16 protein-coding genes, 4 tRNA genes and 3 rRNA genes are annotated in these 22,930 nt (G+C 53.7%); 5 read left to right on the top strand and 18 right to left on the bottom strand.

The window, feature by feature from the left end:
- Positions 1-7 precede the first annotated feature (7 nt).
- From ilvM to ilvL, 3 genes are all read right to left on the bottom strand, one after another.
- Positions 8-265, bottom strand: coding sequence for an acetolactate synthase 2 small subunit (gene ilvM, locus G5574_RS12815; protein WP_006121160.1), 258 nt, complete (start codon positions 263-265; stop codon positions 8-10).
- Complete coding sequence (gene ilvG, locus G5574_RS12820; protein ID WP_164482721.1) at positions 262-1,908, bottom strand: acetolactate synthase 2 catalytic subunit; 1,647 nt, start codon at positions 1,906-1,908, stop codon at positions 262-264. The genes ilvM and ilvG overlap by 4 nt, the downstream gene beginning before the upstream one ends.
- A 149-nt stretch (positions 1,909-2,057) precedes the next feature.
- Positions 2,058-2,156 (bottom strand): ilv operon leader peptide, encoded by a 99-nt coding sequence (gene ilvL, locus G5574_RS12825; protein ID WP_071785161.1) that lies wholly within the window; start codon positions 2,154-2,156, stop codon positions 2,058-2,060.
- 330 nt (positions 2,157-2,486) lie between these two features.
- Between ilvL and G5574_RS12830 the strand changes: the two genes are divergently transcribed.
- Complete coding sequence (locus tag G5574_RS12830; RefSeq protein WP_164482722.1) at positions 2,487-4,007, top strand: YifB family Mg chelatase-like AAA ATPase; 1,521 nt, start codon at positions 2,487-2,489, stop codon at positions 4,005-4,007.
- A 23-nt stretch (positions 4,008-4,030) separates the two neighbouring features.
- Here G5574_RS12830 and G5574_RS12835 read toward each other — a convergent pair whose 3' ends face one another.
- Positions 4,031-4,369, bottom strand: a complete 339-nt coding sequence (locus G5574_RS12835; RefSeq protein WP_006121163.1) for a MaoP family protein — start codon at positions 4,367-4,369, stop codon at positions 4,031-4,033.
- A gap of 121 nt (positions 4,370-4,490) precedes the next feature.
- Here G5574_RS12835 and hdfR point away from each other — a divergent pair, with 121 nt between their 5' ends.
- Entirely contained in the window at positions 4,491-5,315 is an 825-nt protein-coding gene (gene hdfR, locus G5574_RS12840; protein ID WP_006121164.1) for an HTH-type transcriptional regulator HdfR, read from the top strand.
- Positions 5,316-5,425: 110 nt separating this feature from the next.
- On the opposite strand, the gene G5574_RS12845 is transcribed toward hdfR, so the two are convergent.
- The 11 genes from G5574_RS12845 to pepQ all read right to left on the bottom strand — a co-directional run bounded on the left by G5574_RS12845 (position 5,426) and on the right by pepQ (position 15,447).
- Positions 5,426-5,501 (bottom strand) — tRNA-Trp (locus G5574_RS12845).
- Positions 5,502-5,509: 8 nt separating this feature from the next.
- A tRNA-Asp gene (locus G5574_RS12850) sits at positions 5,510-5,586 on the bottom strand.
- Positions 5,587-5,823: 237 nt separating this feature from the next.
- A 5S ribosomal RNA gene (gene rrf / locus G5574_RS12855) occupies positions 5,824-5,939 on the bottom strand.
- A gap of 103 nt (positions 5,940-6,042) precedes the next feature.
- Positions 6,043-8,944: ribosomal RNA gene (locus tag G5574_RS12860) — 23S ribosomal RNA — on the bottom strand.
- Positions 8,945-9,146: 202 nt separating this feature from the next.
- Positions 9,147-9,222, bottom strand: a tRNA-Ala gene (locus G5574_RS12865).
- Positions 9,223-9,364: 142 nt separating this feature from the next.
- Positions 9,365-9,441, bottom strand: a tRNA-Ile gene (locus G5574_RS12870).
- Positions 9,442-9,514: 73 nt separating this feature from the next.
- Positions 9,515-11,054 (bottom strand): 16S ribosomal RNA (locus G5574_RS12875).
- Together the 16S, 23S and 5S rRNA genes with 4 tRNA genes alongside form the textbook arrangement of a ribosomal RNA operon.
- Positions 11,055-11,460: 406 nt before the next feature.
- Positions 11,461-11,997, bottom strand: a complete 537-nt coding sequence (gene hemG / locus G5574_RS12880; RefSeq protein ID WP_033737395.1) for a menaquinone-dependent protoporphyrinogen IX dehydrogenase — start codon at positions 11,995-11,997, stop codon at positions 11,461-11,463.
- Positions 11,998-12,015: 18 nt separating this feature from the next.
- Complete coding sequence (gene trkH, locus G5574_RS12885) at positions 12,016-13,467, bottom strand: Trk system potassium transporter TrkH (protein WP_033737393.1); 1,452 nt, start codon at positions 13,465-13,467, stop codon at positions 12,016-12,018.
- A gap of 31 nt (positions 13,468-13,498) precedes the next feature.
- A complete protein-coding gene (locus G5574_RS12890) occupies positions 13,499-14,116 on the bottom strand; it encodes an IMPACT family protein (protein ID WP_033737391.1) in 618 nt (205 codons plus the stop codon).
- Positions 14,116-15,447, bottom strand: a complete 1,332-nt coding sequence (gene pepQ / locus G5574_RS12895; RefSeq protein WP_033737390.1) for a Xaa-Pro dipeptidase — start codon at positions 15,445-15,447, stop codon at positions 14,116-14,118. The genes G5574_RS12890 and pepQ overlap by 1 nt, the downstream gene beginning before the upstream one ends.
- Before the next feature lie 185 nt (positions 15,448-15,632).
- Here pepQ and fadB point away from each other — a divergent pair, with 185 nt between their 5' ends.
- Both fadB and fadA read left to right on the top strand, forming a co-directional pair.
- Complete coding sequence (gene fadB / locus G5574_RS12900) at positions 15,633-17,816, top strand: fatty acid oxidation complex subunit alpha FadB (protein ID WP_054688527.1); 2,184 nt, start codon at positions 15,633-15,635, stop codon at positions 17,814-17,816.
- A gap of 10 nt (positions 17,817-17,826) precedes the next feature.
- Positions 17,827-18,990, top strand: a complete 1,164-nt coding sequence (gene fadA / locus G5574_RS12905; RefSeq protein ID WP_006121482.1) for an acetyl-CoA C-acyltransferase FadA — start codon at positions 17,827-17,829, stop codon at positions 18,988-18,990.
- Between the two features lie 68 nt (positions 18,991-19,058).
- On the opposite strand, the gene fre is transcribed toward fadA, so the two are convergent.
- Positions 19,059-19,760: an NAD(P)H-flavin reductase gene (gene fre / locus G5574_RS12910; RefSeq protein ID WP_033737387.1), complete on the bottom strand. Its 702-nt coding sequence runs from the start codon at positions 19,758-19,760 to the stop codon at positions 19,059-19,061.
- Positions 19,761-19,802: 42 nt separating this feature from the next.
- Complete coding sequence (ubiD, locus tag G5574_RS12915) at positions 19,803-21,287, bottom strand: 4-hydroxy-3-polyprenylbenzoate decarboxylase (RefSeq protein ID WP_054688529.1); 1,485 nt, start codon at positions 21,285-21,287, stop codon at positions 19,803-19,805.
- A gap of 303 nt (positions 21,288-21,590) precedes the next feature.
- On the opposite strand from ubiD, the gene rfaH reads away from it, so the two are divergent.
- The gene (gene rfaH, locus G5574_RS12920; protein ID WP_006121479.1) at positions 21,591-22,079 is read left to right on the top strand and encodes a transcription/translation regulatory transformer protein RfaH; all 489 of its coding nucleotides are present in this window, start codon (positions 21,591-21,593) and stop codon (positions 22,077-22,079) included.
- On the opposite strand, the gene tatD is transcribed toward rfaH, so the two are convergent.
- Positions 22,076-22,858, bottom strand: a complete 783-nt coding sequence (gene tatD / locus G5574_RS12925; RefSeq protein WP_006121478.1) for a 3'-5' ssDNA/RNA exonuclease TatD — start codon at positions 22,856-22,858, stop codon at positions 22,076-22,078. The two genes, rfaH and tatD, sit on opposite strands and share 4 nt — an antisense overlap.
- Positions 22,859-22,930: the final 72 nt, after the last annotated feature.

The raw sequence follows: 22,930 nt of genomic DNA on the forward strand, positions 1-22,930 counted from the left end.
TTCGCGACTACGCGCGGATTTGTTGTGATGTCTGTTGTTGAATCTGGACGCAGGCGACATCCATCAGTTTGCTTAACTGGGAAGACAGTAAATCGACAGAGCGCTGGCTGGCAACGGTCATTTCGATATTAATGTTTTCGGCATTAGCCACAGTCGCCATGTTCATTGAACACACCTGAAAGCCACGATGGCGTACTACACGTAAAATGCGTTCCAATATTTCAGGTCGAAAGCGCGCTTCGATAGACAATTGATGCTGGTTCATACGGTTTTCTCCATCATGTTGGCGTTGCTGGCACCGGGCGGTACCAATGGCCAGACGTTTTCATGCTCATCAATTGACACGTGCAGGAAATAAGGACCTTCACTGTTCAGCAGAGCATCGATTGCGGCGTCGACCTGATCTTTACGGGTGATTCGCTGGCCCGGGATATCAAATGCGCTGGCCAGCGTGAGGAAGTCGGGGTTGTCGGTCAGGATGGTTTCACTGTAGCGACCGTCAAAAAACAGCTGCTGCCACTGGCGAACCATGCCCAGACGCTGGTTATCCAGCAGCAGAATTTTCACAGGCAGTTTGCCACGCTTAATGGTGCCCAGTTCCTGAATATTCATCATGATAGAGCCGTCGCCCGAGACACAGATGACGGTATCGTGAGGGCGCGCAACCTGTGCGCCGATTGCCGCAGGCAGGCCAAAGCCCATTGTGCCTAAGCCACTGGAAGTGATGAAATCTTCAGGCGCGTCACAGGCTATATGCTGGGCGGCCCACATCTGATGCTGACCTACGTCGGTGGTAACAACCGTGTTTGCCGGTTTGCGATCGGACAGTTGTTTCAGTAATAACGGCGCATAGATGGCTTCACCGGGATGATCGTAGCGCCACGCATGCTGTGCTTTCAGCGCTATGACTTCGTCGCGCCACGCCTGAATCTGTAAAGGCTGGCTCAGGGCCGGCAGGACATGGTTGAGATCGCCTTGCAGCGACACATGTGCACGGCGCAGCTTGTTCAGTTCTGCAGGGTCCACATCCAGATGGATCACGCTGGCCAGCGGGGCGAAGGTGTCCAGTTTACCGGTGACGCGGTCGTCAAAACGGGCACCCACCGCGATTAACAGGTCGCAGGACTGGACGGCCAGATTAGCGGCCTTGGTGCCGTGCATGCCCAGCATGCCCAGATAACATTCGCTGTCGGCATCCACACTTCCCAGGCCCTTCAGCGTGGCAACAGCGGGAATGCCGGTTTCCTGCATCAACGCGCGCAGTGCCGGCACCGCTTGCGCCATGCCGACGCCACCGCCGACATACAGCATAGGTTTTTTGGCCTGCGCCATCATTGCCCGCGCGTCAATAATTGCCTGATGCGGCATCGACATCGCTTCTTCCACCGGCATCAACTGCGGTGAAGGTTCCCCTTTTGCCAGCTGAATATCCTTTGGGATATCGACTAATACCGGCCCGGGGCGACCCGACTGCGCAATGGCGAACGCCTCGGCCATCACGGAAGGCAAATCATCCAGCGATTCAACCATGAAGCTGTGTTTGGTGCAGGCTAACGACAGACCGAGAACATCGATTTCCTGAAAGGCATCCGTACCGATGAAGGCAGAAGCGACCTGACCGGTCAACGCGACAACCGGCACGGAGTCCATCATGGCATCAGCCAGGCCGGTGATTAGATTTGTTGCACCGGGACCCGAAGTGGCAATGCAGACACCGGTTTTACCGGTTGAACGGGCATAGCCGATTGCGGCCATCACCGCGCCCTGCTCGTGACGGCACAACAGGTGTTCGACGCCGCCGTCGTATAGCGCATCGTACACTGGCATGATGGCGCCGCCAGGGTAACCAAATACGGTATCAACGCCTTGTGCGCGTAAAGCCTGAACTACCCATTGTGCACCTGTCATCGTTATTCTCCTGTCGCCTGAGGGGAACAACAGAATTTTATGCTACTGTTCATTGTTTGTTCCTTGCAGATTTACTGAATTTTGCCAGGTCAAAAAAAAACCCCCGGACCTTTCGGTGCGGGGGGTTTTTTAGAGTTCTGGCTTGATTTTTAAGCCTTTCTTGCTCCAAGCGTTGCCCCGCACAGTGGGTTAATAATCACCACCACGCTAATCACGACAAGGCTAATCACTAGTAGAAGGGCTTTCATAACGTATTCGATTCTTTAACTCGTTCGAAGTAATGCCTACAGAGTTATCATAGTTAGTAGGCTAATTACAATATTTTTTATCAGGTTTTTTATTGCGGCCCATTGCGTTCTTTCGTTATCAATTTGTAATTAAAAGATTATTTTATTGAGCCCCGACTTTGACAAAAAAACCATGCCGATGCGGTTATACCGCGTTCAAAGTCCGGTTCCACAAAAAAAGCGTGCGGATGTATAGTGCGCAAAAAAATCACGGCGCAGCTTACATTTTGTCCTTTTGGCCCTCGCCGTCATTGAAGCGCCAGGGCAGACTTGCCGCATTTGGGAGCGGCCATGTCTTTGTCAAAAGTTATGACACGTGCAGCCATCGGGGTTGATGCGCCGCTGGTGACTATTGAAGTCCATATCAGCAACGGATTGCCTGCCCTGACGTTGGTGGGCTTACCGGAAACTACCGTCAAGGAGGCACGCGAACGTGTCCGTAGCGCCATCATTAACAGCGGCTTTGACTTCCCTGCCCGGCGAATCACCATCAATCTGGGCCCGGCCGATCTGCCTAAGGAAGGCGGGCGCTACGATTTGCCCATGGCTGTCGCCATTCTGGTCGCGTCTGAACAGCTCCCTGCAGAGAAGCTGGGCGGATATGAGTTTCTGGGCGAGCTGGCGCTAAACGGCGCTCTGTGTGGTGTACAGGCCGCCATTCCGGCTGCCCTTGCGGCGATTAAAGCTGGCAGGCAGTTGATTCTCTCAGCAGAAAACCAGACTGATGTGGGTTTAATCCGTAAAGGCTCAACGCTGGTAGCCGCCCATTTGATCGACGTTTGTGCTTTCTTACACAACAGGGGTGAACTCACGATTGCCACCGCCCACGCCGATAACACCGACGAAATCACAGACGATCTTCGCGATATTGTCGGGCAGGAACAAGGACGCCGTGCCCTGGAGATCACGGCGGCCGGTGGACATAACCTGATGCTGATCGGACCGCCAGGCACAGGCAAAACCATGCTTGCCACTCGTTTACCGGGCATCATGCCGCCATTAAGCGATCAGGAGGCCTTAGAATGCGCAGCGATAGCCAGCCTGAGTAATGCGGGCCCTGTGCATCATTCATGGCGTAAAAGGCCGTTCAGGGCCCCTCATCATAGTGCTTCACTGTATGCGCTCATTGGCGGTGGCGCATTGCCCCGTCCCGGTGAGATCTCGCTGGCCCATAATGGAGTGCTTTTTTTAGATGAATTGCCTGAATTCCAGCGCAGCGTTCTGGATGCATTGCGCGAACCCATTGAGTCCGGTGAAGTCGCGATTTCGCGAGCCAGGGCTAAGGTGGTTTACCCTGCACGCTTTCAGTTAGTCGCTGCGATGAATCCCAGTCCGACAGGACACTATCAGGGACAGCATAACCGCACCTCGCCGCAGCAGATTTTACGCTATCTCAGCAAACTTTCCGGCCCCTTCCTTGATCGCTTTGATCTGTCGCTGGAGGTGCCATTGCTACCGCCGGGACTGTTAGGCCAGCAACAGCAGACGGGAGAAAGTTCTGTGGCGGTACGCGAGCGCGTGCTTGTTGCCCGGCAAAGACAGATTGCGCGTTCAGGAAAAATCAACGCTCATTTAGCTAATGCGGAGGTATTACGGTGGTGTGCGCTTTGTTCAGCGGATGCGAAGTGGCTGGAGTCTGTTTTAAATCAGTTGGGCTTATCAGTACGGGCGTGGCAGCGGATCCTGAAAGTGGCGCGCACGGTGGCCGATTTGGCCGGTGAAGAGACGATCAGCCGTTATCATTTGCAGGAAGCCGTCAGTTACCGAAGCATTGACCGCCTCATGACCTATCTTCATAACAACCTGCAGTAAAAAGGGGCTTTCGCCCCTTTTCATTAATCGTCGCTTTCTGTGTAGTCTTCAACGGTATCCATTTGTGGCTTACCGCCTGACAGCGTGTGAAAACGCTTAGGACGCTTGATACGGGTCATGTATTTGGACCAGACACGTTCTGCTTCCGTCTGCGGCTCACGGACACCACGACATACCTCGATGAACAAACGCTCTTCTTCTGTCGCTGGTTCACGTTTGGCAAGATCCAGCTCATTAAACGCGACGCCGTGGCGTTCAAGTAGCTGTGCTTCTTTAATCGTAAAGTCCCCATGACGCGAAAATCCGCGTGGGTAATGTTTGTTATCAAAGAAACGATTTTCCGTTGAGAAGCTTTCCGCCATGTTACACGCTCCTGTTTCTCTTATGGCCGTGCTATTTATGGCGCGGAGTATTAGATACGCTTGACAGAGTGTAAAACAAAACATTTAAATCTATACGACAAACAAATTTTGGGAGAAGGCTGTGGATACGGAATTACTGAAAACTTTCCTGGAAGTGAGCAGAACTCGCCATTTCGGGCGTGCTGCAGAAGCACTTTACTTAACGCAGTCTGCTGTCAGTTTTCGCATCCGCCAGTTAGAAAACCAACTGGGAGTGAATCTTTTTACCCGACACCGCAACAACATCCGTTTGACCTCGGCAGGTGAGCGTCTTTTGCCTTACGCGGAAAGTCTGATGAATACCTGGCTTATGGCGAAGAAAGAAGTGTCGCACACGCAGCAGCATCATGAGCTGTCCATTGGTGCCAGCGCCTCACTTTGGGAAGCCTATCTGACGCCATGGCTTCAGACACTCTACGAAAACAGGGAAAGTCTGCACCTGGAAGCGCGTGTGGCGCAGCGTCATTTGTTAGTTAAACAGTTGCATGAACGCCAACTGGATTTATTGATTACGACGGAAGCACCAAAGATGGATGAATTGACCAGCCAGCAGATAGGTCATATTTCGCTGGCACTGTTTCGTTCCCGGCAGACCGAAAAGCGTGAGAAATATGACTATATTAAGCTGGAATGGGGCGCGGACTTTCATCAGCACCAAAGTTATCTTTCCGGCGGGGACGATGTTCCGGTATTAACAACGACATCAGCACAGGTGACGCGTGAATTGTTGCACACGACAGGAGCCTGCGCGTTTCTGCCCGAGTTCTGGCAAAGCTTGTACAGCGACCTGATAGTGATGCCCGATACGTCTGTGGCGGTGCGGCCTTTGTATGCGGTATGGCTGCAAAACAGTGATCAGCAGACGTATATCCGTCAGTTGCTGAAGTTTCCAGTCGTGCCGAATTAAAGAGAGGGAAGAAAGCGAGGATTAAGCCAGTCTTTGCTGGCTGGTTTTCTGTTTTGCTTTTCTTAAGGCAAAAAAAAATCCTTCGCATACGCAAAGGATTTTTCTTTTTCTGGCAGGGGCGGAGGGACTCGAACCCCCAACACCCGGTTTTGGAGACCGGTGCTCTACCAATTGAACTACGCCCCTAAAAAGGGTGGCGGAACGGACGGGGCTCGAACCCGCGACCCCCTGCGTGACAGGCAGGTATTCTAACCAACTGAACTACCGCTCCACCGATTCTGTACTGATCGCAGAAAAACGTTCTGCTGTCAGGTGTTTCGCCCTTCCGCGTCACCGGTAAGGTCATGACCAGCGTGCTGGTCTTAAATTAATGCCTGGCAGTTTATGAATCACGCTGTGATTCACCCTTCGGGCCGCTGCGTTGCAGCGTTCAAAAGCGTTCGCTTTTGTCCTACTCTCTGTTGAGTAGCGAACTGCCCGAAGTTACGTGCAGGTTTTTTAATTTAATGCCTGGCAGTTCCCTACTCTCGCATGGGGAGACCCCACACTACCATCGGCGCTACGGCGTTTCACTTCTGAGTTCGGCATGGGGTCAGGTGGGACCACCGCGCTACAGCCGCCAGGCAGATTCTGTCTGCCGCACCGCCCTCTCGGGCCGCACGGCGTTATCCGGTAAACAAGGCTGAAAATTCTTCTGTCTCTCAACCCAAAACGCCTCTGGCGTTGTAAGGTTAAGCCTCACGGGTCATTAGTACCGGTAAGCTCAACGCATCGCTGCGCTTACACACCCGGCCTATCAACGTCGTCGTCTTCAACGTCCCTTCAGGAGACTTAAAGTCTCAGGGAGAACTCATCTCGGGGCAAGTTTCGTGCTTAGATGCTTTCAGCACTTATCTTTTCCGCACTTAGCTACCGGGCAGTGCCACTGGCGTGACAACCCGGACACCAGCGGTGCGTTCACTCCGGTCCTCTCGTACTAGGAGCAACCCCCCTCAATTCTCCAGCGCCCACGGCAGATAGGGACCGAACTGTCTCACGACGTTCTAAACCCAGCTCGCGTACCACTTTAAACGGCGAACAGCCGTACCCTTGGGACCTACTTCAGCCCCAGGATGTGATGAGCCGACATCGAGGTGCCAAACACCGCCGTCGATATGAACTCTTGGGCGGTATCAGCCTGTTATCCCCGGAGTACCTTTTATCCGTTGAGCGATGGCCCTTCCATTCAGGGCCACCGGATCACTATGACCTGCTTTCGCACCTGCTCGAGCCGTCACTCTCGCAGTCAAGCTGGCTTATGCCATTGCACTAACCTCCTGATGTCCGACCAGGATTAGCCAACCTTCGTGCTCCTCCGTTACGCTTTGGGAGGAGACCGCCCCAGTCAAACTACCCACCAGACACTGTCCGCAGCCCGGATCACGGGCCCACGTTAGAACACCAAACATTAAAGGGTGGTATTTCAAGGACGGCTCCACGCAGACTGGCGTCCACGCTTCAAAGCCTCCCACCTATCCTACACATCAAGGCTCAGTGTTCAGTGTCAAGCTGTAGTAAAGGTTCACGGGGTCTTTCCGTCTTGCCGCGGGTACACTGCATCTTCACAGCGATTTCAATTTCACTGAGTCTCGGGTGGAGACAGCCTGGCCATCATTACGCCATTCGTGCAGGTCGGAACTTACCCGACAAGGAATTTCGCTACCTTAGGACCGTTATAGTTACGGCCGCCGTTTACCGGGGCTTCGATCAAGAGCTTCTCCTTACGGATAACCCCATCAATTAACCTTCCGGCACCGGGCAGGCGTCACACCGTATACGTCCACTTTCGTGTTTGCACAGTGCTGTGTTTTTAATAAACAGTTGCAGCCAGCTGGTATCTTCGACTGGCCTCGGCTCCGGGAGCAAGTCCCCTCACCTACGCGCCAGCGTGCCTTCTCCCGAAGTTACGGCACCATTTTGCCTAGTTCCTTCACCCGAGTTCTCTCAAGCGCCTGGGTATTCTCTACCTGACCACCTGTGTCGGTTTGGGGTACGATTTCGTGTTACCTGATGCTTAGAGGCTTTTCCTGGAAGCAGGGCATTTATCACTTCAGCACCGTAGTGCCTCGTCGTCACGCCTCAGTGTAAAGTGCACCGGATTTGCGGCGCACACACCTACACGCTTAAACCGGGACAACCGTCGCCCGGCCGATATAGCCTTCTCCGTCCCCCTTCGCAGTAACACCAAGTACAGGAATATCAACCTGTTGTCCATCGCCTACGCCTGTCGGCCTCGGCTTAGGGTCGACTCACCCTGCTCCGATTAACGTTGAACAGGAACCCTTGGTCTTCCGGCGACAAGGTTTTTCACCTTGTTTATCGTTACTTATGTCAGCATTCGCACTTCTGATACCTCCAGCATGCCTCACAGCACACCTTCGACGGCTTACAGAACGCTCCCCTACCCAACAACGCTTACGCGTCGCTGCCGCAGCTTCGGTGCATGGTTTAGCCCCGTTACATCTTCCGCGCAGGCCGACTCGACCAGTGAGCTATTACGCTTTCTTTAAATGATGGCTGCTTCTAAGCCAACATCCTGGCTGTCTGTGCCTTCCCACATCGTTTCCCACTTAACCATGACTTTGGGACCTTAGCTGGCGGTCTGGGTTGTTTCCCTCTTCACGACGGACGTTAGCACCCGCCGTGTGTCTCCCGTGATAACATTCTCCGGTATTCGCAGTTTGCATCGGGTTGGTAAGCCGGGATGGCCCCCTAGCCGAAACAGTGCTCTACCCCCGGAGATGAGTTCACGAGGCGCTACCTAAATAGCTTTCGGGGAGAACCAGCTATCTCCCGGTTTGATTGGCCTTTCACCCCCAGCCACAGGTCATCCGCTAATTTTTCAACATTAGTCGGTTCGGTCCTCCAGTTAGTGTTACCCAACCTTCAACCTGCCCATGGCTAGATCACCGGGTTTCGGGTCTATACCCTGCAACTTAACGCCCAGTTAAGACTCGGTTTCCCTGCGGCTCCCCTATACGGTTAACCTTGCTACAGAATATAAGTCGCTGACCCATTATACAAAAGGTACGCAGTCACACCACGAAGGTGCTCCCACTGCTTGTACGTACACGGTTTCAGGTTCTGTTTCACTCCCCTCGCCGGGGTTCTTTTCGCCTTTCCCTCACGGTACTGGTTCACTATCGGTCAGTCAGGAGTATTTAGCCTTGGAGGATGGTCCCCCCATATTCAGACAGGATACCACGTGTCCCGCCTTACTCATCGAACTCACAGCCTGTGCACCTTTGTGTACGGGAGTATCACCCTGTACCCTGCGACTTTCCAGACGCTTCCACTGATGCACAAGCTGATGCAGGTTCTGGGCTCCTCCCCGTTCGCTCGCCGCTACTGGGGGAATCTCGGTTGATTTCTTTTCCTCGGGGTACTTAGATGTTTCAGTTCCCCCGGTTCGCCTCATGCCGCTATGGATTCACTGCATGATAGTGTGACGAGTCACACTGGGTTTCCCCATTCGGGTATCGCCGGTTATAGCGGTTCATATCACCTTACCGGCGCTTATCGCAGATTAGCACGCCCTTCATCGCCTCTGACTGCCAGGGCATCCACCGTGTACGCTTGGTCGCTTAACCTCACAACCCACAGGCGTTTTGCGCTTGCGTGTTATGAGCTTTTGAGAGACCCGAACGCATCGTGCTGTGTTCCTTATTACGGAGGAACACGACGTGCGTCGTTTCAAATTTTCAGCTTGTTCCGGATTGTTAAAGAGCATAATACTTCGCAGCACACCGTTACCGGTACGCTCTGAAGTATTGTCAGAAAAAACAGCAAGTATGGTGGAGCTAAGCGGGATCGAACCGCTGACCTCCTGCGTGCAAGGCAGGCGCTCTCCCAGCTGAGCTATAGCCCCATACAGTTACTGCAGAGACCACTACCACCACTCAACTGCGTGCACTTCATGAGAAATGCACTTCGTGCTCAGGCAAGGCGTGTGTCCGCGAAGCATAGTGAACTATGCGAGCCGGAGACATAACGCAGCATGAGTGCGAAGTTGGTAGGCCTGAGTGGACTTGAACCACCGACCTCACCCTTATCAGGGGTGCGCTCTAACCACCTGAGCTACAAGCCTGTAGAGGTTTTTTCTGCTCGTGACTTTCTATCAGACAATCTGTGTGAGCACTTCGCACGACGGTATCTTCAGGTAAGGAGGTGATCCAACCGCAGGTTCCCCTACGGTTACCTTGTTACGACTTCACCCCAGTCATGAATCACAAAGTGGTAAGCGCCCTCCCGGAGGTTAAGCTACCTACTTCTTTTGCAACCCACTCCCATGGTGTGACGGGCGGTGTGTACAAGGCCCGGGAACGTATTCACCGTGGCATTCTGATCCACGATTACTAGCGATTCCGACTTCACGGAGTCGAGTTGCAGACTCCGATCCGGACTACGACGCACTTTATGAGGTCCGCTTGCTCTCGCGAGGTCGCTTCTCTTTGTATGCGCCATTGTAGCACGTGTGTAGCCCTACTCGTAAGGGCCATGATGACTTGACGTCATCCCCACCTTCCTCCGGTTTATCACCGGCAGTCTCCTTTGAGTTCCCGACCGAATCGCTGGCAACAAAGGATAAGGGTTGCGCTCGTTGCGGGACTTAACCCAACATTTCACAACACGAGCTGACGACAGCCATGCAGCACCTGTCTCAGCGTTCCCGAAGGCACCAATCCATCTCTGGAAAGTTCGCTGGATGTCAAGAGTAGGTAAGGTTCTTCGCGTTGCATCGAATTAAACCACATGCTCCACCGCTTGTGCGGGCCCCCGTCAATTCATTTGAGTTTTAACCTTGCGGCCGTACTCCCCAGGCGGTCGACTTAACGCGTTAGCTCCGGAAGCCACTCCTCAAGGGAACAACCTCCAAGTCGACATCGTTTACGGCGTGGACTACCAGGGTATCTAATCCTGTTTGCTCCCCACGCTTTCGCACCTGAGCGTCAGTCTTCGTCCAGGGGGCCGCCTTCGCCACCGGTATTCCTCCAGATCTCTACGCATTTCACCGCTACACCTGGAATTCTACCCCCCTCTACGAGACTCAAGCCTGCCAGTTTCAAATGCAGTTCCCGTGTTAAGCCCGGGGATTTCACATCTGACTTAACAGACCGCCTGCGTGCGCTTTACGCCCAGTAATTCCGATTAACGCTTGCACCCTCCGTATTACCGCGGCTGCTGGCACGGAGTTAGCCGGTGCTTCTTCTGCGGGTAACGTCAATTGATGAGGTTATTAACCTCACCACCTTCCTCCCCGCTGAAAGTACTTTACAACCCGAAGGCCTTCTTCATACACGCGGCATGGCTGCATCAGGCTTGCGCCCATTGTGCAATATTCCCCACTGCTGCCTCCCGTAGGAGTCTGGACCGTGTCTCAGTCCCAGTGTGGCTGGTCATCCTCTCAGACCAGCTAGGGATCGTCGCCTAGGTGGGCCGTTACCCCGCCTACAAGCTAATCCCATCTGGGCACATCCGATGGTGTGAGGCCCGGAGGTCCCCACTTTGGTCTTGCGACGTTATGCGGTATTAGCTACCGTTTCCAGTAGTTATCCCCTCCATCGGGCAGTTTCCCAGACATTACTCACCCGTCCGCCACTCGTCACCCGAGGAGCAAGCTCCTCTGTGCTACCGTCCGACTTGCATGTGTTAGGCCTGCCGCCAGCGTTCAATCTGAGCCATGATCAAACTCTTCAATTTAAAGTTTGATTTGCTGCAACCAGTGCAGCGATGCTCAAGGAAAACGTCGTAATGAATTTCAATACGTGTTCACTCTTAAGACTTGATATTTTTTGCGTCCGGAGACGCGGATATCAATCCTGCGAGTGCCCACACAGATTGTCTGATAAATTGTTAAAGAGCAGTGCAACCAGCGGGTTAACCGTCTGTTGCGAGGTGGCGTATATTACGCTTTCCTCCTTCAGAGTCAACCTCTTTTTCAGAAATTTTTCTCCGGCGGCTCAGTTGCCTGACCCTCTCAACACCGCATTCCGTAAGCCGTTGTGCCGTGTCGATGGAGGCGCATTATAGGGAGTTCGCGCGGCCTGACAAGGGTTAATTGCAAAAATATTACTGTTCGTCTCAAATTTCGCCAGATCGCGTTATTTCAGTACGATTTGCCTGGTAACTGTGCAAAATCTCTGGCGAAACCGCGCACCTGCTCCCAGTCCGTATACTCAACTTCCTTCGTCGTATCCGTTTCGCCGCCGGTCATGCGCATAATCAACTTAATCATGACCCGATCAAACCAACGATAGCGGGGATAATACAGTGCACCTGCAAAAACCGCACAGCAATCGGGCTTCCAGGGGGACTGCGCTAAAAACTTAACGGTATAGGCATTGGTTTCCGGCGTCCGCTTCTCTGGCTTACGCGCCGTAAGATTCACGGAGAAGAAGCCGCTGACGCGCTGCTGCAATGCGGCCAGGTTCTGCTTAACAAATTCGTTTACGGCGGGCTGAAAGTGACCATAACGGATTGAAGCCCCAATCAGCACCCGATCATATTGCTGCCAGTCAATCGCGTCTGCATCCTGAATATTCATCACATCGCACGCTTGCTCGCCCTTAATCGCCTCCGCCATAGCGGAAGCGATTTTTTGCGTCTGACCGTCACGGGTCGAAAAGAGAATTAATGCTTTCATCATCTGCATCCTTATTAGTTATTCTCGCCAGAAGGTTGGCGTGAATAACACCAGCAACGTGAATACCTCAAGGCGACCAAACAGCATAGTCGAAATTAAAATCCACTTTGCCACATCATTCATTGAGGTGAAGTTATCCGCTACAACACCCAGACCGGGCCCCAGGTTGTTTAACGTTGCGGCGACCGCGGCAAACGCAGAAAAATCATCCACGCCGGTGGCAATAATGGCCAGCATACTGATCAGGAAGACCAGCGCATACGCAGAGAAGAATCCCCAGACCGCTTCCAGGATGCGTTCTGGCAACGCGCGATTACCCAGCTTAATGGTGTAAACCGCATTGGGATGGACAAGGCGTTTGAGTTCGCGATTCCCCTGTTTACACAGCAGCAGGATGCGGATCACTTTCAGGCCACCGCCCGTCGAACCGGCACAGCCGCCAATGAACGCAGAGCAGAGCAGCAAAACCGGCAGGAACAGCGGCCAGCGCGCAATACTGTCTGTGGTGAATCCCGCTGTCGTCGCCATCGAGACAACCTGGAAAAACGCCTGATTCAACGTTTGCCAGCCACTGTCATAAACATTATGGAACCACAGTACCACTGTACAGATCAGTACCAGCGTCAGTTGCACACCGATAAACATACGAAATTCGGGATCGCGTAAGTACACCCGAAGATTGCGGTTACTCAGTAAAGAGAAGTGCAGGCCGTAGTTACAGCCGGAGATCAGCAGGAACACGGCCACAATCGTATTAATGGTGCCGCTCTGGAAATAGCCGATACTGGCATCGTGGGTTGAAAATCCCCCAATAGCAATCGTCGAAAAGCTGTGCCCAATGGCATCGAAGGCGGGCATTCCGGCAAACCATAATGCCAGTGCGCAGGCCACCGTCAGTAATACATAGATAAGCCATAGCGTCTTGGCCGTTTCGGCAATACGCGGACGCATCTTATTGTCTTTCAACGGACCGGGCATTTCGGCACGGTAAAGCTGCATCCCACCGACGCCCAGAATGGGCAGAATCGCCACCGCGAGCACAATGATTCCCATACCGCCAAGCCACTGCAGCATCTGGCGATAGAACAGAATCGCTTTAGGCAAAGAGTCCAGCCCCACCAGCGTCGTCGCACCGGTGGTGGTTAACCCGGAAAAGGATTCAAAAAAGGCATCGGTAACCGACAGATGCGGCTGTTCGGCAAAGATAAACGGCATGGCCCCGACGCTGCCCAGCACGGTCCAGAACAGCACCACGATCAGAAACCCTTCGCGCGGCTTAAGCTCCGTTTTCTTCTTACGGTTTGGCCACCACAATAATGAACCAATCACCAGAGCCATCATAAACGTCTGGCTGAAGGCGCGGCCGGCACCATCCCGATAAATCAGCGCAACGAGGCCGGGTACAATCATCGTCACCGAGAAGAGGATCACCAGCAGACCGACAATGCGGGTAATGGCGCGAAAATGCATTAAGCCGTTCCTTTAGTTAAAGAGAAGAACATCATGGTATAAGCGGAAGAAGCGTTAACGCACCCCGGCTGAAGTCTGACAGATTTTGCTTAAATCCCTCAATTTGTCCATAAGGCAAAGCCAGCGTCATCGCGATACGGTCGCAATAATGACTTTCAGTAATGCTGCCGTCGTAGCGCTGCACCAGACGCTCAATGTCGCTCAACTGGGCGTAGTCACACTGCAACGTGAATAACCTTACCGGGACTTTTCGCTGGCGCTCAAGCTGTTTCAGCCCTTGCTGGACACCGCCGCCATAAGCCTTTACCAGACCGCCCGTTCCCAGCATGATGCCGCCGTAGTAACGTACGACGACGGCGGTGATTTCCCCTATGCCTGCCCCCATCAACTGCGCCAGCATAGGTTTCCCCGCCGTTCCCGAAGGTTCGCCGTCATCGGAAAACCCCAACTGCTGCGAATCATCGGGCGCGCCCGCCACCCAGGCCCAGCAATGATGCCGGGCCGTCGGATAATCCTGTTTTACCTGCTGGACAAAAGCCCGCGCGGCTTCGACACCGTCCGTGTGCGCCAGTAACGTAATAAACCGGCTCTTTTTGATGGTCTCCTCACTCACGCTCAGCGCTTGCGCAGGAATATCGTAAGCCTCCATCAGGCGAGGTGCAGGTCGCGCGTCATGTTTTCAACGCGATTAGCATGAATAACCACGTTATCTTCAATGCGAATGCCGCCGTAAGGCTTAAGCGCATCCAGTGTCTGCCAGTTAAAATGCGCACTGAATTTGCCAGCGCGCAGCGGTGCCAGCAGTGAATCAATAATGTAGAAGCCTGGCTCGATGGTTAACACCATCCCCGGCTGGATGACACGGGTGCAACGCAGGTAAGGATATTGCGCTGGCGCAGCCAGGTGCGTCCCGCTTTCATCTTGCATAAATCCGGCGACATCATGAACCTGCAGGCCCAGCGGATGACCTAAACCGTGTGGCATAAACGGACCGGTCAGGTCTTCGGCCACCAACGCCTCTTCACTGATGCCGTGGACCAAATCAAACTTCACCAGTAATTTTGCAATGCGCTGATGCATTTGCAGATGGTAATCGGTGTAGCGCACGCCCGCTTTCAACGTCGCAATCAAGGCCAGCTCTTCCGCATTCATCGCCTCCACCATTTTGGCATACAGCGATCCGCTTTGTGCGGCATAGCTGCGGGTCAGGTCAGCGGCATATCCCTGATATTCCGCCCCGGCATCAATCAGGAAACTGTAGCGCTTAGCCGGTGGCTGATGATCCAGTTTGGTGTAATGCAACACGGCAGCATGTTCGTTCAATGCAATAATGTTGCCGTAAGGGACATCCGTATCGCGATGACCAGTCGCGGTCAGGTACGCCTGATTAATATCGAATTCACTCAGACCTGCCGCAAACGCTTCTTTGGCAGCGCGATGTCCTGCCACGGCAATTTTCTGCGCCTGACGCATACAGCTCAGTTCGTAGTCAGTTTTAATACTGCGGTGATAATGCAGGAAATCGATCACCGCTTTAGGATTGATGTTGCCTGCCGTAATGCCTAACTGCGCAGCGCGTTCGACGACCGGGCCAATATAGGCAACATTTTCGCGCTGAGCAGGCAGGAGATCGCCAATGGCATTCGCGTTTGCCAGCCCGATAATCTCAATGTCGTCGGTCCAGAAACTGTGCGGAAGCGGTTCAACGTTGTGCCAGTAATCCACCGGCGAATAGAACCACAATTTCGGTTTGTTCACGCCATCGATCCACAGCCAACAGTTAGGTACCTGTGTTACCGGCACCCAGGACTTGAACTGCGGGTTGACCTTAAACGGATACGTGTGGTCGTCCAGAAATACGGTGAGTAGCTCGCCGGAATGGATCAGCATGGCGTCCAGTTTATGACGTGCCAATACCTGCTGAGCACGTTGTTGCAAGGTCGTAATATGCGCGTGATACAAGCTCTTAAGTGAATCCATTGCCGCCTCTCCAGTGTCCGGAAAAGCCGCAGTTTATCACAGGCAAAATCCGGATGCCGGGTTCCCCGTGGCTGTGATCTTGTTAGCAAATAAACAAAGACCTGTTTGCAAAAAATTAACATCCCTCCCAAACTCACGATCATCTGGTATGACCAGATCACCTTTCGCGGTTTCAGGAGACGTACATGCTCTACCAAGGCGCTAACCTCACTCTTCACCAGCTGGACGATGGTATTGTCGAGCTGGTATTTGATGCCCCCGGCTCCGTTAACAAGCTGGATACGCAAACCGTGGCCAGTCTTGGCGATGCGGTAACGGTGCTGGAAAAACATGCCGGCCTGCGCGGTGTGCTTCTGCGATCAGCAAAACCCGCCTTTATCGTGGGTGCGGACATTACTGAATTCCTGGCGCTCTTTGATGCGCCGACAGAGAAACTGAGCCAGTGGCTGACCTTCGCCAACAGTATCTTCAATCGTCTGGAAGATTTGCCGGTGCCCACGATCTCGGCGATTGAGGGCTATGCGCTGGGCGGTGGCTGTGAATGTGTACTGGCCACGGATTTGCGCGTTGCCACACCGACGGCCCGCCTGGGGTTACCGGAAACGAAGCTGGGCATCATGCCGGGTTTTGGCGGCAGCGTGCGTCTTCCTCGTCTGTTAGGTGCCGACAGTGCAATGGAAATCATTGCCGCAGGCAAAGATGTTGACGGTGTTGAAGCGCTGAAACTGGGTCTGGTGGATGCGGTTGTCAGCAACGATAAGCTGCGTGATGCTGCGTTAACCATGCTAAAAGCGGCCGCCCACGACGGCAGCTGGCGTGCCCGTCGCGCCCCTAAACTGGCTCCATTGAAACTCAGCCCCGTTGAAGCCGCGATGAGCTTTACGATAGCCAAAGGCATGGTGATGCAAACGGCGGGGAAACACTACCCTGCGCCAGTCACTGCCGTTAAAACCATTGAAGCGGCAGCAGCGCTGGGCCGCGATGATGCGCTAAAGCTGGAAACCGCAGCGTTTGTTCCGCTTGCACAGTCAGATGTGGCCCGCGCGCTCGTCGGTATTTTTCTCAACGATCAGTACATCAAAAGTCTGGCCAAAAAACGCAGCAGTGAAAGCGGCCCGCCCAGACAGGCCGCCGTGCTGGGCGCCGGTATTATGGGCGGTGGAATCAGCTATCAATCGGCATGGAAAGGCGTGCCGGTTAAAATGAAGGATATCAATCCGCAGGCGCTGACGCTGGGCATGAATGAAGCCAGTAAGCTTCTGAATAAGCAACTGGAACGCGGTAAAATAGACGGAAACAAGCTGGCCAGCGTCATTGCCACTATTCAGCCTACTCTCGATTATGCCGGTTTCGACCAGGCCGACATCGTGGTAGAAGCCGTCGTCGAAAATCCGAAAATCAAGGCCAGCGTTCTGGCTGAAACCGAAACCCATATGCGCGCTGATGCCATTCTGGCGTCAAACACCTCAACCATCCCCATCAGCCATCTGGCGCAGGCGTTGCAGCGTCCAGAAAATTTTTGTGGCATGCACTTCTTTAACCCGGTTCCACGTATGCCGCTGGTAGAGGTGATCCGTGGAGAGAAAACCAGTGAGGCCACGCTGGGTAAAGTTGTCGCCTGGGCCAGTAAAATGGGTAAAACCCCGGTGGTGGTGAATGACTGTCCGGGTTTCTTTGTTAACCGCGTTTTGTTCCCCTACTTCGCTGCCTTCGGCATGCTGTTGCGTGATGGTGCGGACTTCCGCCAGATCGACAAGGTAATGGAAAAACAGTTTGGCTGGCCGATGGGGCCTTCATGGCTGCTGGATGTCGTGGGCATTGATACCGCGCATCATGCGCAAAGCGTCATGGCGGACGGTTTTCCTGAACGGATGAAAAAAGACTATCGCGATGCGATCGATATTCTGTTTGAGGCGAAGCGTTTTGGTCAGAAAAATGGTCTGGGTTTCTGGCGCTGGGAAGAAGACAAAAAAGGGAAACCGAAAAAAGTGTCCGATGCAGAGGTCGATGCCTTACTCGAACCCGCCTGCCAGCCTAAACGGATATTCAGTGATGAAGAGATTCTGAATCGCATGATGCTGCCGATGTTGAATGAAGTGGTTCGCTGCCTGGAAGAGAAGATTATCGCCTCACCTGCTGAAGCAGACATGGCGCTGGTCTATGGTCTGGGATTCCCGCCTTTCCGTGGCGGTGCTTTCCGTTATCTCGACACTTTGGGTAACGGCAACGTAGTGGATCAGGCGAAACGTTATTCGTCATTGGGTGGGCTGTATGCGCTCCCTGCCCTGCTGCTTGATAAAGCGCGCCAACACGAAAGCTGGTATCCCGCCGTCAAACCGATCGATGAAGCCGCGTTCAGAAGCGCCTGAGGTAATCAAAATGGAAAATGTGGTAATTATTGACGCGGTGCGTACGCCGATGGGCCGTTCAAAAGGTGGGGCATTTCGCCATGTACGCGCTGAGGACCTGTCCGCGCATGTCATGCGTGCTCTGTTGAACCGCAATCCGGGGGTGAATGCCGCCACGCTGGACGACATTATCTGGGGTTGCGTGCAGCAAACGCTGGAGCAAGGCTTCAACATTGCCCGCAACGCCGCGCTGCTGGCTGAAATCCCGCACCGCGTTCCGGCGACAACGGTTAACCGTCTTTGCGGTTCTTCAATGCAGGCCTTACATGACGCCGCACGCGCAATCATGGTCGGCGATGCTCAGACCTGTTTAATTGGCGGTGTCGAACATATGGGGCATGTCCCCATGAACCATGGCGTCGATTTTCATCCGGGTTTAGGCCGTACCGTTGCGAAAGCCGCAGGGATGATGGGGCTAACGGCAGAGATGCTGGCGCGCATGCACCATATCAGCCGCGAGCAGCAGGACGCTTTTGCTTTGCGCTCTCATCAGCGTGCCTGGCAGGCCACGCAGCGTGGCGATTTTGCCAATGAAATTGTTGCGCTGCATGGTCACGATGCCGATGGCGTCCTGAAACGCTATGACGTTGACGAAGTCATCCGTGAAGATACCAGCCTGGAAGGACTGGCAGCACTGCGGCCTGCCTTCGATCCGGTGAACGGAACAGTCACTGCGGGCAGTTCGTCAGCGTTATCAGACGGGGCGGCGGGCATGTTGATCATGAGTGAAAGCCACGCACGAGAGCAGGGCCTGAAACCCCGTGCACGCATTAAAAGTATGGCAGTAGTGGGATGCGATCCTTCCATTATGGGATACGGCCCGGTCCCGGCCAGCAAGCTGGCACTGAAGCGCGCCGGGCTGAGCGTAAATGACATTGATGTTTTTGAACTTAACGAGGCTTTTGCCGCGCAGGTTCTGCCCTGCATCAACGATCTCGGCCTGTCAGACAGGCTCGATGACAAGGTCAACCTCAATGGCGGCGCCATCGCGTTGGGCCATCCGTTAGGCTGCTCAGGCGCACGCATCAGCACGACGTTGCTGAACATTATGGAACGTCGCGATGCGCAGTTCGGCCTGGCCTCCATGTGTATTGGTTTGGGTCAGGGCATCGCTACCGTTATTGAACGCGTTTAATACGTTGGAACGTTATAGTGTGAGATTTACCCGCCTGTCAGGGGCGGGTTTTTTCTTGTGCTGCCACGTCAGATAAAAGCAAACGCATCGCCATACATTTGTGCTTCAACGGCACCTCGTTCTGAACAAAAGCGTTCACGGGCGATTTTCGCCATTTCGAAGCGGCCGGCAATATAAATCTCATGCTCACTCAGGGTCGCAAAGTCCTGCATGACGGCTGTCAGCACCGTACCAGAACGGCCCGGCCAGCCTGCTTCAGGCTGTTCGACAACCGGAATCACTTTCAGATTCGGATGCTTAATCGCCAGTGCTTCCAGCTCGTCCAAATCATACAAATGCTTCAGTTCGCGCCCGCCCCAGTAAACCGCAATATCACGGTTGGGTTGTTCGGCAAGCGCAGTGAGTAAAATGGAACGCACATAGGAAAAGCCTGTGCCACCCGCGATCAGGATTAACGGCTTGTCACTCTCTTCACGCAACCAGGCATCACCATGTGGGATGTCCACCACAATTTGCCCTTCCTGCTGAATACGATCCATCACCGCCATGGCGTAGAGATTCAGCTCTGAGGCACCGATATGCAGTTCAATGATTTCAGTTTCCATTGGCGTGGAGGCTAATGAAAACGGGCGCTTGTCACGCTCATCCATTACGACCATCAGGTACTGCCCTGCGCGAAAACTAAAATCTGCTTCCGGAATCAGGCGAACGCGATACACCGTGTCGGTAATCGCCTCAACTGAAGTTACTTTACAGCTTAACGTTGTCATGCGGTCCCTCTGTCGGGTCGTCTTTATGGTTATTGCTCACCATCAACGCTGTGATGGTTGATCAAAAATACCGAGGTCATCCCAGATAGCGTCGATACGTGCGGTAACGGCCGGATCTTTAACAATCGGCGTGCCCCACTCTCGTTGCGTCTCACCTGGCCATTTATTCGTGGCGTCGAGGCCCATCTTTGACCCTAGTCCGGAAACCGGAGACGCAAAATCAAGATAATCGATTGGCGTGTTTTCTACCAATACGGTATCGCGTGCCGGGTCCATACGCGTCGTGATTGCCCAGATGACGTCGTTCCAGTCGCGGGCATTAACGTCATCATCACACACAATAACAAATTTGGTGTACATGAACTGCCGTAAAAATGACCAGACGCCAAACATCACGCGCTTGGCATGTCCCGCGTACTGTTTTTTAATCGTCACGACCGCCAGTCGGTAAGAGCATCCTTCTGGTGGCAAATAGAAATCGACGATTTCCGGGAACTGTTTAATCAGAATCGGTACAAGCACTTCATTCAGCGCCACGCCCAGGACGGCGGGTTCATCCGGTGGCCTTCCGGTATAGGTAGAATGGTAGATCGCCTGATGACGCTGCGTGATGTGCGTAACGGTAAACACCGGGAAACTGTCGACTTCATTATAGTAACCGGTGTGATCGCCATAGGGACCTTCAGGTGCCATGTCACCGGGTTCGATATAACCTTCCAGCACAATTTCGGCGCTCGCAGGCACTTCCAGATCGTTTGAGAGGCACTTGACGACTTCGGTCTTGTTGCCGCGCAGCAGACCGGCAAACGCATACTCTGACAACGTGTCAGGGACGGGCGTGACCGCCCCCAGAATGGTCGCCGGATCGGCGCCCAGTGCAACGGACACCGGGAAACGTTCGCCAGGATGTGCCTTGCACCATTCAAGATAATCCAGGGCACCACCACGATGAGAAAGCCAGCGCATGATCAGGCGATTTTTGCCAATCACCTGCTGACGATAGATGCCTAAATTTTGTCGCTCTTTATGCGGGCCGCGCGTTACGGTTAATCCCCATGTAATCAGCGGGGCAGCGTCGCCGGGCCAGCATTTCATGACCGGGATTTGGGTCAGGTCGACCTCATCACCACTGAAAACCACCTCCTGACAGGGCGCATTGCGCAACCTTTTGGTCGGCATATTCAGTACTTGCTTAAACTGCGGCATTTTACTGAACAGATCGCGGAAACCTCTCGGTGGCTCAGGTTCTTTTAAAAAGGCCAGCAACTCACCCACTTCACGCAGTGCACTGACCTCTTCCTGGCCCATGCCCATGGCCACGCGTTTTGGCGTACCGAACAGGTTACACAGTACAGGCATGTCGTAACCTTTTGGGTTCTCAAACAGCAATGCCGGACCGCCTGCACGCAGGGTGCGATCGGCAATTTCGGTCATTTCCAGTTCGGGGTCGATCACGTGCGAGATACGCTTGAGTTCACCACGCTGTTCAAGCAGCGCAATAAAGTCTCTTAAATCCTGATATTTCATGCGGCTTCAACTTTCCGGCCAGAGTGAATTTGCCATTATAGGGCTGATTACATGAATGTGTGGAGCTTTATGCACCGCATGGCTTATCTTGCCCGTCACGGGCAACCATCAGACGAATAATGTCGCTTAGTTTTCGTGCTGAACCTTACCGCATAATGGCTATTTTTTCATTTTATGCGATGGCATTCGTCATTCAGAACAATCTTAGTTTATTTTCCAGGCAACGCCGCGTAACAGACCCCAATGCGCTATAACTCTGAGTGGAGGTTTGCTATTCTTAGCGTCCATTCATTGGGAGCAGTTATGGAATCCTGGTACTTACTCTATTGCAAACGTGGGCAGCTATTGCGTGCGAAAGAGCATCTTGAGCGGCAAGCCGTAAATTGCCTGAGCCCCATGATCGCGCTTGAGAAAATTGTGCGTGGCAAGCGAACTACCGTAAGTGAACCGCTGTTCCCAAACTACCTGTTCATTGAGTTTGACCCCGAAGCCATTCACACCACAACCATCAGCAGTACACGTGGCGTCAGCCATTTCGTGCGCTTTGGCGCGACGCCGGCCACCGTACCTGCTGTCGTTATTGATGCACTGCAGACTGATGTGCCACAAACGCTGATCGATCCTGAAACGCCGCAAAACGGCGATGAAGTCATCATCACCGAAGGGACGTTTGAAGGTCTGCGGGCTATCTTCTCAGAACCCGATGGCGAAGCACGCTCCATCCTGTTGCTGAATCTGCTAAACAAACAGGTTGTCCGGAGCGTGGATAACCGACAATTCCGTAAAGCCTAACGCAGCCCGAACAGCGTGCGCGCATTATGATCCACCTGGGCTGCCAGCGCCTCTGGTTCCTCGCCTCGCCAGTTCGCGACCTGCTGCAGGATATGCGGTAAAAAACAGGGTTCATTGCGTCGGGAAGTTGGCCGTGGGCGCATATCCCGCGGTAACAGATAGGGCGCATCCGTTTCCAGTAGCAACCGTTCGGCGGGAATCAACGGCAACATCTCACGCAGGGCAATTCCCCGGCGTTCATCGCATACCCAACCGGTAATGCCTACCGATAAGCCCATTTCCAGGCAGGCCGCTAACTCTTCCCGGGTACCGGTAAAACAGTGAATCACGGCGGCGGGTAATTTGGGCAACCAGGGTTCAAGTACCGCAGCAAAGCGTTCATGCGCTTCCCGACAGTGAAGAAACACGGGCATATTCAGTTCCGCAGCTAATGCCAGTTGCGCGTCAAACGCATATTCCTGCTGCTGATGTGCGGACAGGTTACGATTGAAATCCAGCCCGCATTCACCTATCGCCACAACCTGGGCTTTTTCCGCCAGCCGGCGCAGCGTATTCGCGACCTCTTGTGACCACTCACTGGCATGATGGGGATGCACGCCCGCGGTGGACCAGCAGTAACCCGGATGAGCCTCAGCCAGCCGCTGCGCCTGCTGACTTTCCAGCGCATTGGTACCGGTAATCAACATGCCGGTGACGCCCGCGTCACGGGCGCGCGTAATCACCTTTTTTCGATCGGAGGCGAACTGCGTGCTGGTCAGGTTTACACCGATATCAAACATATTTTTACTCTCTGTCAAAAACATCCTAAACAAAAAACCGCCTGACGGCGGTTTTTGGCTTGTGTCTCCCGC

Origin of the sequence: Pantoea stewartii (assembly GCF_011044475.1) — a bacterium.
Taxonomy (GTDB): domain Bacteria; phylum Pseudomonadota; class Gammaproteobacteria; order Enterobacterales; family Enterobacteriaceae; genus Pantoea; species Pantoea stewartii.